A 12,399-nucleotide genomic window follows, 5' to 3' on the forward strand; every position below is an offset into this window, starting at 1 on the left:
GTCACTTCAAGGAGTTTTGAACAAATGGCGAACGATTTCCTCTTCACTTCCGAATCCGTCTCCGAAGGCCACCCCGACAAGGTCGCCGACCAGATCTCGGATGCCATCCTGGACGCGATCTTCGAGCAGGACCCCCGAAGCCGCGTGGCCGCCGAGACACTGACCAACACCGGCCTCGTGGTGCTGGCCGGCGAAATCACGACCAACGCGCACGTCGACTACATCCAGGTCGCGCGCGACACCATCAAGCGCATCGGCTACGACAACACCGACTACGGCATCGACTACAAGGGTTGCGCCGTGATGGTCTGCTACGACAAGCAGTCCAACGACATCGCCCAGGGCGTGGACCACGCGTCGGACGACCACCTGAACACCGGCGCCGGCGACCAGGGCCTGATGTTCGGCTACGCCTGCGACGAAACGCCCGAGCTGATGCCCGCGCCCATCTACTACGCGCACCGCCTCGTCGAGCGCCAGGCCCAGCTGCGCAAGGACGGCCGCCTGCCCTTCCTGCGCCCCGACGCCAAGAGCCAGGTCACGATGCGCTACGTGGACGGCAAGCCGCACAGCATCGACACCGTGGTGCTCTCCACCCAGCACAGCCCCGACCAGAGCGAGACGCCGACCAAGATGAAGGCTTCGTTCAACGAAGCCATCATCGAAGAAATCATCAAGCCGGTGCTGCCCAAGGAGTGGCTCAAGGACACGCGCTACCTGATCAACCCCACCGGCCGTTTCGTTATCGGCGGCCCGCAAGGCGACTGCGGCCTCACCGGCCGAAAGATCATCGTCGACACCTACGGCGGCGCCTGCCCGCACGGCGGTGGTGCGTTCTCGGGCAAGGACCCGTCGAAGGTCGACCGCTCGGCCGCCTACGCCGCGCGCTATGTGGCCAAGAACATCGTGGCCGCCGGCCTGGCGCGCCAGTGCCAGATCCAGGTGGCGTACGCCATCGGCGTGGCACAGCCGATGAACATCACGGTCTACACCGAAGGCACCGGCGTGATCCCCGACGAGAAGATCGCCGAACTCGTGCGCGAACATTTCGACCTGCGCCCGAAGGGCATCATCCAGATGCTCGACCTGCTGCGCCCGATCTACCAGAAGACCGCCGCCTACGGCCACTTCGGCCGCGAAGAGCCCGAGTTCACCTGGGAAGCGACCAACCAGGCCGCGGCCCTGCGCGCAGCCGCCGGCATCAAGGGCTGATCAGAGCCCCGGCCGCCGCTTCTTCAGGCGGCGGCAGCAGTTGAAGGAAAACGCACCGTGACCAGCAGCCCCCGCGCCTCGCGCGGATTGGCTGCCAGGTCCACGTTCGCATCGAAGGCCCGCGCGATCTCCCGCACGATGGCCAGCCCCAGGCCCGTTCCCTCGGTGTCCTGCGACACCCGGTAGAAGCGCTCGAACACGCGCTCGCGCGCCTCGGCTGGAATGCCGGGGCCGTTGTCTTCCACGGTCAGCTCGACCATGCCTTCCACCTTCCGCACGCCGACCGTCACCCGGCCGCCTTCCTGCGTGTAACGCAAGGCGTTGTCCAGCAGGTTCGTGGCCAGCGCATCGAGCAACGCCGGCTGGGCCTGCACGACGGCCTCGCCCGGCCCGGCCTCCGACTCCAGACCCAGGTCGATGCCGCGACGGTCCGCCAGCGCCGCGAGCTGCTCGACGCAGCGCAGCGCCACGGCCGCAAGGTCGACCGGCTCCAGCCGCGTGTGCGCATCGCCGTGCTCGGCCTGCGCCAGCAGCAGCAGCTTGTTCGTCACGTCGACCAGCCGGCGGTTGCTGGTCTGCATCTCTTGCCACATCGCGTCCATATCGGCGCGGCGCGTGTCCCATTCGCCGCGGTGCTGCCGCGTGTAGCGCGCGAACTCGATCTGCGATGCCTGCATGGCCAGCGGCGTGCGAAGCTGGTGCGCCGCGTCGGCAATGAAGCGCCGCTGCGCCTCGGAGTGGGCCTTGAGCTGCGCCACGAAGCGGTTGATGGTGTCGGCCACCGGCCGCAGCTCGGAGTGCAATGCGCCGGGGTCCACCACCAGGTCGAGGTGCAGCGGGTCGCGCTGCGCGAGCTGCTGGCTCAGCCGCACGATGGGGCGCAGCTCGAGCGTCAACGCCGCCACGGCCAGCGCGATGGAAAGCGCCAGCGCAACCAGCAGATACTCCATCGACGGCCACCAGAGCGTGCGCAGCATGTGGTCGCGGCTGCCTTCGGTCTTGCCGACGGCGATGGTGATGTCGCGCGCGCCGCCGGCCTCGTACATCGCGCGCGTGGTGACCACGGCGCGCAGCGGCACGCCGGCGAAGTGGGTGTCGTACCACTGCGCCCGGTCGATTCCCTCGGGCTTGCGCACGGCGGGCAGCGGAAAGTCGGCCGAGCCGGCCAGCACCTCGCCGTTGGCGCCCGTCACGCTGAGGAACACGCGGTCGCGCTCGGGCGACACGAACAGGCTCAGCGCCGACGGCGGCACGCTGGCCTTCACGTCCTCGTCTTCCCAGATCAGGCGGTCCGACAGCACCTTGGCCGAGGACAGCAGGTCGTGGTCCTGCACATAGTCGGCCACCTCCGCGGCGTTGCGCCAGTTGAGGTATCCGCAGATGGCCACGAACACCGACATCGGCAGCAGCAGCCACAGCGCAAGGCGCAGGCGAAGGCTGGCGCGCCTGGGCACCCTAATCTTCCTGGCGCGTGCGCAGCAGGTAGCCCACGCCGCGCAGCGTGATGATCGTCGCCTGGCTCGCCTCGAGCTTCTTGCGCAGCCGGTGGATGTAGATGTCGACCGCATCCGCGCTGGGCTCGTCGTCCAGGCCGAACATCGCGTCGATCAGCGCCTGCTTGGATACGGTGCTGCCGGCCTTCAGCATCAGCGTTTCCAGCAGCGTGCGTTCGCGCGGCGGCAGCGACAGCTCTTCGCCGGCCAGCGCGAACTGCCGCGTGCGCAGGTCGTAGCGCAGGTCGCCGCAGGCGATGTCGTTGGCCTTGCCGGGCATCTGCCGGCGCACCAGCACCTTGATGCGCGCCACCAGCTCGCGGATCTCGAAGGGCTTGACGAGGTAGTCGTCGGCGCCGATCTCCAGGCACAGCACCTTCTGGTCGAGCGACGCCGTGGCCGTGAGGATGATCACCGGCACCGTGTCGCCGCGCTCGCGCAGCCTGCGCAGCACGGCCTTGCCGGAGAGCTGCGGGATGTTCAGGTCGAGCAGCACCACGTCGTAGGCCGTCTGCGTCAGCAGGCGGTCGGCGGCGTCGCCGTTGTCCACATGGTCGACCACGAACTCCTGCTCGCGCAGCAGGCTGGAGAGCCAGTGCGCGAGTTGCGGGTTGTCTTCGATGAGCAGCAGCTTCATGGGGTCGGGGGTGGTGGCCGTGGATTCTAGGAAGCATCGGCAAGTCCTAGGGATAACCATGACAAATCATGCAGGCGGCCGAAAGCTGGCCGAAAGACGCCGCTTCCTAGACTGGCCCCGTCCTGCGGCAGATGTGCGCGGACTTCCAATTCAATACCAATACGGAGAGACATCATGTCCCTGTCGACGCTCGCCACCCGCCGCACCCTGCTGGCCGCCGCCCTGTGCACCGCCCTTGCCGCCACCGCGCCGCTCGCGCAGGCCGCCGATGCGCCCATCACCATCATGGTGGGCGGCATCAACAAGATCATCTACCTGCCGGCCAAGCTCACCGACGCACTGGGTTACTTCAAGGACGAAGGCCTGAATGTCGAGCTGCAGTCGCAGCCGGCCGGCGTGGACGCGGAGAACCAGCTGATCGCCGGCGCCGTGCAGGGCGTGGTGGGCTTCTACGACCACACCATCGACCTGCAGAGCAAGGGCAAGGAAATCCAGGCCATCGCCGTGTTCTGCAAGGTGCCGGGCGAAGTCGAACTGGTCTCGACCAAGGCTGCAGCTGCCGGCTTCAAGACCATGGCCGACGCCAAGGGCGGCAAGACGCTGGGCGTGACCGGCCTGGGCTCTTCCACCGACTTCCTCACGCGCTACCTGGCCGACCGCGCCGGCGTGGCCTCGAAGGACTACTCGCTGCTGCCCGTGGGCGCCGGCAACACCTTCATCGCGGCCATGAAGCAGGACCGCATCCAGGCCGGCATGACCACCGAGCCCACCGTGTCGCAGATGCTCAAGACCGGCGACGCCAAGGTGCTGGTCGACCTGCGCACCGAGCCCGACACCATCAAGGCGCTGGGCGGCCTCTACCCCGCGGCCAGCCTGTACGTGCAGAACACCTGGGCCGAGTCGCACAAGGCCGAGGCCACCAAGCTGGCCCGCGCCTTCGCCCGCACCATGGAATACATCCACACCCACAGCGCCGAAGAGATCGCCGAGAAGGTGCCGCGCGACTACTACGGCAACGACAAGGCGCTGTACGTCGAGGCGCTGAAGGCCTCGCTGCCGATGTTCACCACCGACGCCAAGATGCCCGCCGGCGGCCCCGAGACCGTGCTGAAGGTGCTCGCCACCTACAAGCCGCTGGTCAAGAGCAAGAACATCGACCTGTCGAAGACCTACACCAACGCCTACCTGGCGGCAGCGGCGGCGAAGTGACCATGCGCAACGGAACACCCCCCAGCAGCAACGGCAGCGCCGTGACCTCGGCGATCGACTTCAACGACGTCTCGCTGCGCTTCATCTCGCAGGACGGCAACGCCACAGTGGCGCTGCGCAACTTCAGCATGTCGGTGGCGCGCGGCGAGTTCGTCGCCATCGTCGGGCCCACGGGCTGCGGCAAGTCGACCACGCTGAACATGATCACCGGCCTGCTCAAGCCCACCGTGGGCGACGTGAAGGTGATGGGCAAGCCCGTGACCGGCGTCGATCCGCGCATCGGCTTCGTGTTCCAGGCCGATGCGGTGTTCCCTTGGCGCAGCGTGGAAGACAACGTGGCCGCCGGCCCGATCTTCCGCGGCAAGCCGAAGAAGGAAGCGATGGATCTGGCGCAGGAGTGGATCCATCGCGTGGGCCTCTCGAAGTTCGGCAAGCACTACCCGCACCAGTTGTCGGGCGGCATGCGCAAGCGCGTGGCGCTGGCGCAGACCTTCATCAACAACCCCGAGATCCTGCTGATGGACGAGCCCTTCTCGGCGCTCGACATGCAGACCCGCACGCTGATGCAGGACGAGCTGCTGCAGCTGTGGTCGGGCAACGGCGGCAGCGTGGTGTTCGTCACGCACGACCTGGAAGAAGCGATTGCGCTGGCCGACCGCGTGTTCGTGCTGTCGGCGCGCCCCGCCACGCTCAAGCGCGTGTACGAGATCGACCTGCCGCGCCCGCGCGTCATGTCCGAAGTGCGCTACGACCCGCAGTTCATCGAGCTCTCGAAGCGCATCTGGGACGACCTGCGCGAAGAAGTGGTGATCCAGTGAACACAACGACGACAAGAACCATGACGACGCCCTCCACCACCACCCCAGCGGCAGCGGTGCTGCCCTCGTCGCTCAGCGACGCCGCGCTGGCGCGCGAATCCGAGGTCGCGCAGGCGGCCATCCGCGGCCGCCGCCGCATGATCATCGGGCTGCGGCTGGCCGTGCTGGTGATCGCGCTCGGCGGCTGGGAGATTGCGGCGCGCCTGAAGTGGATCGACCCGTTCTTCTATTCGATGCCTTCGATGATCTACGACCAGCTGGTGGAGTGGATGCGCGACGGCACCTCGCAAGGCTCGCTGTGGATGCAGGTGGCGGTGACGCTCGAGGAAACGGTGATCGGCTTCCTGATCGGCTCGATCGCCGGCGTGCTGTGCGGCATCGTGCTGGGCCGCAACAAGCTGCTGTCGGATGTGTTCAGCCTCTACATCCAGATTGCCAACTCGATTCCGCGCGTGGTGCTGGGCTCGATTTTCGTTATCGCGCTGGGCCTGGGCATGGCCTCGAAGGTGGCGCTGGCGGTGGTGATGGTGTTCTTCGTGGTGTTCGGCAATGCCTTCCAGGGTGTGCGGGAAGCCGACAAGTACATGATCGCGAACGCACAGATCCTCGGTGCTTCGCCGCGGCAGGTGACGATGTCGGTGGTGATTCCGTCGGCGATGTCGTGGATCCTGGCAAGCCTGCACGTGAGCTTCGGCTTTGCGCTGGTGGGGGCGGTGGTGGGCGAGTTCCTCGGCGCGAAGGAAGGCATCGGCCTGCTGATCTCCACGGCCCAGGGCGCGTTCAACGCCAGCGGTGTGTTCGCGGCGATGATCGTTCTGGCTGTGGTTGCGCTGGCGGCCGATTTCCTGCTCAGTTCGCTGGAGAAGCGGCTGTTGAAGTGGCGGCCCGCTGCGTTCTGATTTTCTCCATTCGCTATGGCGAAAACGGCGGGCTTGTTGCCCGCCGTTTTTTTTCGGGGCGCGTGCGAAGGCCACCGGGTAGCTCCCTCCGCGAATGTCCCCCGGGCTTCGCCCTCCTCCTTTATTTCGCTGCGGGAGCTACCCGGCGCCCTTCGCACATGGAGGCAGCGCTTGTTCCGTTCGACCAGCCAGTGCTCTGAACGATCACGACGATGGGGTGCTCTGCGCAGCGAAATAAAGGAGGAGGCCGCAGGCCGGGGGACATTCGCGGAGCAGAGTACCCCGTCGGCGGGATCGCGTCACGGTCAGAACCGATAGGCGCCGCTCAACCCCACGGTCCAGTTCCGGCTCAGCGCCGGTTCGTAGAAACGCCCGTTGCCTTCATTGACGATCACCGAGCCTACGTAGCGGCGGTCGAACAGGTTGTCGACGCGCGCGAAGGCGTTGAACTCCCAGCGCTCCCACTTCTTCAGGTAGCCGGCATAGACGGCCGCGACCGCATAGCCCGAGGCCACGGCGGTGTTGACGTCGTTGGCCAGGATGCGCCCGAGCGCGCGCACTTCCGCGCCGGCACGCCAGCCCTCGGGCGGCACCCAGCCCAGCGACGCGAACAGCGATTGCCTCGCGATGCCCGGAATGCGGTTGCCCGCCGCCACGGTATTGCCAGTGCCGCAAGGCGACGGCGAGCAGAAAGCATCGCGGTAGGTCGCGTCCAGCAATGTGTAGGCCAGTTGCGTGCGCCAATGGCTGGCTGTCTCGTGCTGCCAGCCCAGCTCGAAGCCGTTGCGCCTGGTGCGGCCCGCGTTCTGGAAAGTCGCTCGGCCGCCGACGTTGGTGTCGGTCACGATCTCGTCGCGCGTGCGGGTCTGGAACAGCGCCGCAGTGAGCAAGCCGCCCGCGAGCCGGGCCTTGGCGCCGACCTCCAAGCTGTCGTTCACCGACGGCCGCAGCGCGAAGTTGAGGCCGCTGGCGCCATTCGCGCGGTACGACAGTTCGTTGAGCGTCGGCGTCTCGAAGCCGCGGCCGACGGAGCCGTACAGCGCGAGGTCGAGCGTGGCCTGGTAGCGCAGCGACGCCACGGGCAAGGTCTTGCTGTAGCGCGCGCTGCCACTGTCGTCGCGGTTGGTACCGATGATGTAGCGGTCCTGCGAATCGAAGTGCACGCTGCTGCGGCGCACGCCGGCCTCGAGCGTCCAGCGCTCGGCAAGACGCCATGTCGCCTGCGCGTAGGGGTCGAGGTTCCAGACGGTGTTGAGCTCGTTGCGGCGCAGGCGCCCCTGCACGCCGAGGACCGGGTTCGCGAGCGGGCCCAGGTAGTTCTCGTAGCCGCGCCGCTTTTCGCGCAGGTTGTCGTAGCCCAGCCCGGCGACCACGTCGAGTGGCCGGTCTGCAAGCTGCAGCGCGGCGCTCCAGCGCAGGTCGATGCCGCCGTACCGCCGCGACAGGTCGATCACGCCGCCCGCATGCAGCGGGTTCTGCTGCGCCGACGGCGGAATCGACTGGTACTGCGTTGTCTTGCGCTCCCCGCCATAGACCATGAGGCGCAGCGCCTGGGTGGCGTCGATGCGCCGCTCGTAGAGCAGTCCGGCCTGCGTCTGCTCGACCGTCTTGCGCGTGTTGTACTGGGTGGCGAGCGGCGCGTTGCGCGGCGCCAGCGCGTACTGGTCGGCCGTGAGGCCGAGCGGGTCTTGCGCATCGATGCGCACGCTGTTCATGACCAGCGTGAGCTTGTCGCCGTTGTCCAGCGCAACGCCCAGCTTGCCGTTGGCGATGTCGCGCCGCGCGGCGCTGTGCTCGCGCCAGCCGTCGGTGTGGAAGCGGCTGGCATCGAGCATGTAGTCGACCGCGCCCTGCGAGCCGCTGAGCTGCAGCGACTGCCGCCAGGTGCCGAAGCTACCGCCCGCAAGCGAATACGCCAGCCGTGGCGCCCCCTCGCCCGATGCAGTGAAGGCCTGCACCACGCCGCCGGAAGAATTGCCGTAGAGCGCGGAGAACGGTCCACGCAAGACCTCGACACGGTCCACCGAGCCGATGTCGATGTTCGAGGTCTGGCCCTGCCCGTCGGGCAAGGTGGCGGGAATGCCGTCGACGTACAGCCGCACGCCGCGCACGCCGAAGGTGGAGCGCGCGCCGAAGCCGCGAATGGAGAGTTGCAGGTCTTGTGCGTAGTTCTGCCGGTTCTGCACCTGCAGCCCGGGCACGGCGCCCAGGCTGTCGGAGAGATTGACCTGCAGGCGGCTGTCGCGCATTTCGTCGCCGTCGACCCGGTCCACCGAACCGGGCACGTTGAACGGCGCCACCTCGCCGCGCGGCGTGGAAACCGTGATCTCGCGCAGCGCGCCCGGCGCCGCTTCCTGCGCATCGGCAGGCAACGGGGCGTGAAGCAACAGGCAGGCAACGGCGGCGGCAACGGGCGAGAGTTTCATCGCGCCCATTCTGGGGCCATGCCGCCCGCCTGCGACCTCAGGCTTTCACCGGGTGCCAGCGCGAGCCGGGCGTTCTAGCGATCGTGAGAACGCAGCCAGCCGAACCAGACACACACGACCACCGGAACGCCCAACGCGATCCAGGCAACGACGTCGCCGAAACCGCCGTCGCTGAAGAGCGCGGAGACCAGGCCCAGTGTCGTGAGCAGGCCGAGCACGACCGGCCAGCCCCACATGCGCCAGAAGCCGTGTCGATGTTTCATGCCTGGGCCTTCATTGCCGCGGCGGTGTCGGGGGGCTGCGCGGCGGGTGCGGCGTTGCCGCGCTTGAGCCACAGGTACAGGCCGCTGCCCAGCACGATGATGGTCGCGATGTCGAGCAGCGCCCAGAGGATCTGCATCGGCATGCCGCCGTAGTCGCCGAAGTGCAGCGGCTGAGACACCAGCAGCGCCGTGAGGTACCAGGGCAGCCTGGGCGCCGCGGTGACCTCGGCGGTCTTGGCGTCGACCAGCACCGGCTGGAACAGCTTCGAACTGAACGGCTCGTTGCCGCGCAGGAAGAATGTGTTGTGGTGCGGGCTCGAGAATGAGGTGCCCGGGAACGCGATGAACGACAGCTTCATGCCCGGCGCGCGCTGCAGCGCGGCTTCCATCGAACTTTGCACCGAGCCGCGCTGCGACACCGCCACCACCGGCTCGTTCTTGTATGGCGCGAGCAGCGCGCTGAGCTGGTCGTACTGCCAGTACTTGATGAGCAGGTCGGCCCATGTGTTGATCATGCCGGTGGAGCCCACCACGAACAGCCACACCAGCGTGACCACGCCCAGCAGGTTGTGCAGGTCGAGCCACTTCAGGCGCGGGCGCTTGTCGCGCCGCACCGCGCCGAATTCGAGCTTGCGCATGAACGGCGAATAGAGCACCACGCCAGAGACGATGGCCACCAGCAGCAGCAAGCCCATGAAGCCGAGGAACAGCTTGCCCGGCAACCCGGCGAACAGGTCGACGTGCAGCTTGAACATCACGTACATGAAGCCCTCGTCGAACTTGGGCTGGGCGAGCACGGCGCCCGTGCGCGCGTCGACCGCGACCGACTTGAAGTCGTCCGTTGGCGCCGGCGTGGGCGTGAGCGTGACGAACCACAGGCCGTCGTCGTCCTCGGGCTGCGAGGCGAACTGCACCACGCGATCGGGGTGTTTGGCCTTGGCGATCTCGAGCACGCGGTCGAGGCTGATGCGCGGCGTGTCCGCCGGCATCTTCGGCGCCTCTACCTCGGTGCCGAGCAGGTGCCCGATCTCGTGGTGGAAGATCAGCGGCAGGCCCGTGACGCACAGCAGCAGCATGAACACGGTGCACACGAGGCTGCTCCACTTGTGCACCCAGGCCCAGGTCTTGATCGTTCGGCTGTTCATGGCGTGGTGGCTTTGCTCGAAGGGTGGCAACTAGAAGCGATAGGTGGCGCTCGCGACGACATTGCGGCGCGCGCCATACCAGCAGTCGCCGCGCGACAGGCAGGTGCTGAAGTAGGTCTTGTCGGTCGCGTTGTTGATGTTCAGCGCGTACCGCCACCTGGCCGACTCGTAGGCCAGCATCAGGTCGAGCAGGGTCACCGAGGGCACGCGCGGCCCGGCGCTGGTGCCGTCCACGTCGGTGAAGCCGCTCATGTAGCGCACGCCGGCGCCGGCGGAGAAGCCCGGCACCCCGGCGATGGAGAAGCGGTACTTGCCCCATACCGAGGCCTGGTTGCGCGGCTGCTCGGTGAGCTTGGCGTCGACGTCGATGTTGGTGTAGTTGGCGATGAGGTCGAAGTCACGCGCCAGCGTCGTCTTGAGCTCGAGCTCCACGCCCTTGTTCTTCGTCGCGTCGACCTGCCGGCCGTAGTTCGGGTTGGTGCTGTCGGAGACGAGGCGGTTCTTTTCCTTCAGCGAGAAGACCGACGCGGTGAAGCTCGTCGCCGAGCCGGCGGGCTGGTACTTGACGCCGGCCTCCACCTGCTCGCCACGCAGCGGCTTGAACAGGTTGCCCTCGGCGTTCGTGCCGCCCTGGGGCGTGAAGGATTCGGTATAGCTAAGGTAAGGCGACCAGCCCGAGGGCAGCGTGTACATCACGCCCAACCGGCGCGAGGTTGCGCTGGTCGTTTCCGAGGCGCTGCCCGCGGTGCCGGCAGTGCTGCGGTCGTAGCGCAGGCCGGCCACGAAGATCCAGTTGTCCAGCTTCATCTGGTCCTGCACGTAGACACCGGCATTGCGCTGGGTGGTGCGCGGCTTGCGCGTCAGCTCGGTGACCGGCACGTAGCCGACGCCATAGACCGGCGCGTAGGCGTCGATGGTGCTGTAGACGGAGCCCTCGGTCTTGTCCTGGCGCTGGCGCGAATACTCCGCGCCCACCAGCAGCGTGTGGCGCAGCGCACCGGTATCGAAATGGCCTTCGACATGGTTGTCGATGCCGCTCATGCTGGTCCATGCCAGCGACTTGTCGTTGTAGCGGCCGAGCAGGCGTTGGCCGGCCGGGTCGAGCGACCAGCCGCCGGGCACGGAGAAAGAATCGGCGTAGTGGTAGTGCGAGTCGTTGAAGGTGCGCGATGCGCGGAAGTTCTGCCTGAAGGCCCAGCGCTCGTTGAACTTGTGCTCGAACTGCCAGCCGAAGGTCTTGCGCTCGGTGTCGTAGCCATCGCCCGGCTCGCCGATGAAGCGGCTGGACGACAGCGGGCCGTTGACGTTCGGCAGGATGGTGCCCTGCCAGGGGAAGAACTGCGAGGTGCTGCCGGTCTTGTCCTTCTGCCAAAGGGCCTGCAGCGTCAGCGAGGTCGCGGCACTGGGGCGCCAGGTGAGCGACGGCATGATGAGCGAGCGGTCGTCCGGCACGTAGTCGACCTGCGTGTCGGACTTGCGTTGCAATGCCACAAGGCGGTACGACCACTCGCCGTCGGCGGTCAGCGGACCGGTGAAATCGGCCTGGAGCTGCTTGCGTCCGAAGGAGCCGAGCTGCACGCCCACCTCGCGGTACGCCTGCTGCTGCGGCAGCTTGCTCACCATGTTGACCACGCCGCCCGCGGTACCTGCGCCGAATAGCATGCCGGCCGGCCCGCGCAGCACTTCGAGGCGCTCCAGCGTGTAGGGGTCGGGTCGCGCCGTGGCGGTGTACCAGCCGGAGGAATAGGTCTGCAGGCCGTCGAGGTAGATGGAGGGATCGCTGCCGCGTACCGAGAAGCTGTCAGAGCGCGAATCGATGCCATACGCGTCGGAACGCACGCCGGCGGCGTAGGTGAGCGCGTCCTGCAGGTTGGTGGCGCCCTGGTCGACCATCTGGTCGCGCGTGACCACGGTCACGGACTGGGGTGTCTCGGCCAGCAGCGTGTCGGTCTTGGTGGCCGTTACCGCATTCTTTGCGCGGTAGCCGATCACGGACGTCTTCGCGGTCTCGGCTTCGGCATTTGCGTCCACCCTCACTTCCGGCAGGGAACCCGTATTCGCCGTCTGGGCCAGCACCTGATGCTGCGTGTAAATAGCCAGGCACCCCACCAGCACCGATGCGGCCTTGCGCCGCGCTACCAATCTCGACATTCCTTCTCCGTTCCAAGACACAATTAAGAATCATTCTTATTCTAATTGGCAAAAAGTTCCGGGTCGCCCAATTTCCAACAGGCTCGAAGGGCGTTGCGTTGCGAAATTGCGTCTTCGAAAAAGGGACCGAAAGGCTACGATGCCGC

At 67.1% G+C, this 12,399-nt stretch carries 10 protein-coding genes; 4 read left to right on the top strand and 6 right to left on the bottom strand.

Annotated features, from left to right (window positions below; translation table 11 throughout):
* Positions 1 to 24: 24 nt before the first annotated feature.
* On the top strand, positions 25 to 1,212 hold the full coding sequence (gene metK / locus ACWV14_RS26345) for a methionine adenosyltransferase (RefSeq protein ID WP_454904481.1): 1,188 nt from the start codon (positions 25 to 27) through the stop codon (positions 1,210 to 1,212).
* 23 nt (positions 1,213 to 1,235) lie between these two features.
* Here the strand turns inward: metK and ACWV14_RS26350 are convergent, their stop codons facing one another.
* Complete coding sequence (locus ACWV14_RS26350) at positions 1,236 to 2,666, bottom strand: sensor histidine kinase (RefSeq protein ID WP_454904482.1); 1,431 nt, start codon at positions 2,664 to 2,666, stop codon at positions 1,236 to 1,238.
* 1 nt (position 2,667) lies between these two features.
* Positions 2,668 to 3,342 carry a response regulator gene (locus tag ACWV14_RS26355; RefSeq protein WP_454904483.1) on the bottom strand — a complete coding sequence of 225 codons (675 nt, stop codon included), beginning with the start codon at positions 3,340 to 3,342 and terminating at the stop codon, positions 2,668 to 2,670.
* Positions 3,343 to 3,516: 174 nt separating this feature from the next.
* Between ACWV14_RS26355 and ACWV14_RS26360 the strand changes: the two genes are divergently transcribed.
* The 3 genes from ACWV14_RS26360 to ACWV14_RS26370 are packed head-to-tail and all read left to right on the top strand — an operon-like array spanning position 3,517 to position 6,268.
* Positions 3,517 to 4,551 carry an ABC transporter substrate-binding protein gene (locus ACWV14_RS26360; protein ID WP_422088086.1) on the top strand — a complete coding sequence of 345 codons (1,035 nt, stop codon included), beginning with the start codon at positions 3,517 to 3,519 and terminating at the stop codon, positions 4,549 to 4,551.
* 2 nt (positions 4,552 to 4,553) lie between these two features.
* The gene (locus ACWV14_RS26365) at positions 4,554 to 5,369 is read left to right on the top strand and encodes an ABC transporter ATP-binding protein (RefSeq protein ID WP_422088087.1); all 816 of its coding nucleotides are present in this window, start codon (positions 4,554 to 4,556) and stop codon (positions 5,367 to 5,369) included.
* 20 nt (positions 5,370 to 5,389) lie between these two features.
* A complete protein-coding gene (locus ACWV14_RS26370; RefSeq protein WP_454904484.1) occupies positions 5,390 to 6,268 on the top strand; it encodes an ABC transporter permease in 879 nt (292 codons plus the stop codon).
* Between the two features lie 305 nt (positions 6,269 to 6,573).
* Here ACWV14_RS26370 and ACWV14_RS26375 read toward each other — a convergent pair whose 3' ends face one another.
* The 4 genes from ACWV14_RS26375 to ACWV14_RS26390 all read right to left on the bottom strand — a co-directional run bounded on the left by ACWV14_RS26375 (position 6,574) and on the right by ACWV14_RS26390 (position 12,253).
* Positions 6,574 to 8,694: a TonB-dependent receptor domain-containing protein gene (locus ACWV14_RS26375; protein WP_454904485.1), complete on the bottom strand. Its 2,121-nt coding sequence runs from the start codon at positions 8,692 to 8,694 to the stop codon at positions 6,574 to 6,576.
* Positions 8,695 to 8,768: 74 nt separating this feature from the next.
* On the bottom strand, positions 8,769 to 8,957 hold the full coding sequence (locus ACWV14_RS26380; RefSeq protein WP_454904486.1) for a hypothetical protein: 189 nt from the start codon (positions 8,955 to 8,957) through the stop codon (positions 8,769 to 8,771).
* Entirely contained in the window at positions 8,954 to 10,102 is a 1,149-nt protein-coding gene (locus ACWV14_RS26385) for a PepSY-associated TM helix domain-containing protein (protein ID WP_454904487.1), read from the bottom strand. Before ACWV14_RS26385 ends, ACWV14_RS26380 begins: the two co-directional genes overlap by 4 nt.
* A 30-nt stretch (positions 10,103 to 10,132) precedes the next feature.
* Positions 10,133 to 12,253 (bottom strand): TonB-dependent siderophore receptor, encoded by a 2,121-nt coding sequence (locus tag ACWV14_RS26390; protein ID WP_454904488.1) that lies wholly within the window; start codon positions 12,251 to 12,253, stop codon positions 10,133 to 10,135.
* Between the last annotated feature and the right edge of the window lie 146 nt (positions 12,254 to 12,399).

The sequence above is a fragment of the Variovorax durovernensis genome (assembly GCF_977011995.1).

Bases quoted from the DNA above. Each gene is read 5' to 3' on its own strand.
- metK (WP_454904481.1), top strand. From the start codon at position 25: ATGGCGAACGATTTCCTCTTCACTTCCGAATCCGTCTCCGAAGGCCAC.
- ACWV14_RS26355 (WP_454904483.1), bottom strand. From the start codon at position 3,342: ATGAAGCTGCTGCTCATCGAAGACAACCCGCAACTCGCGCACTGGCTC.
- ACWV14_RS26360 (WP_422088086.1), top strand. From the start codon at position 3,517: ATGTCCCTGTCGACGCTCGCCACCCGCCGCACCCTGCTGGCCGCCGCC.
- ACWV14_RS26365 (WP_422088087.1), top strand. From the start codon at position 4,554: ATGCGCAACGGAACACCCCCCAGCAGCAACGGCAGCGCCGTGACCTCG.
- ACWV14_RS26370 (WP_454904484.1), top strand. From the start codon at position 5,390: ATGACGACGCCCTCCACCACCACCCCAGCGGCAGCGGTGCTGCCCTCG.
- ACWV14_RS26375 (WP_454904485.1), bottom strand. From the start codon at position 8,694: ATGAAACTCTCGCCCGTTGCCGCCGCCGTTGCCTGCCTGTTGCTTCAC.
- ACWV14_RS26380 (WP_454904486.1), bottom strand. From the start codon at position 8,957: ATGAAACATCGACACGGCTTCTGGCGCATGTGGGGCTGGCCGGTCGTG.
- ACWV14_RS26385 (WP_454904487.1), bottom strand. From the start codon at position 10,102: ATGAACAGCCGAACGATCAAGACCTGGGCCTGGGTGCACAAGTGGAGC.
- ACWV14_RS26390 (WP_454904488.1), bottom strand. From the start codon at position 12,253: ATGTCGAGATTGGTAGCGCGGCGCAAGGCCGCATCGGTGCTGGTGGGG.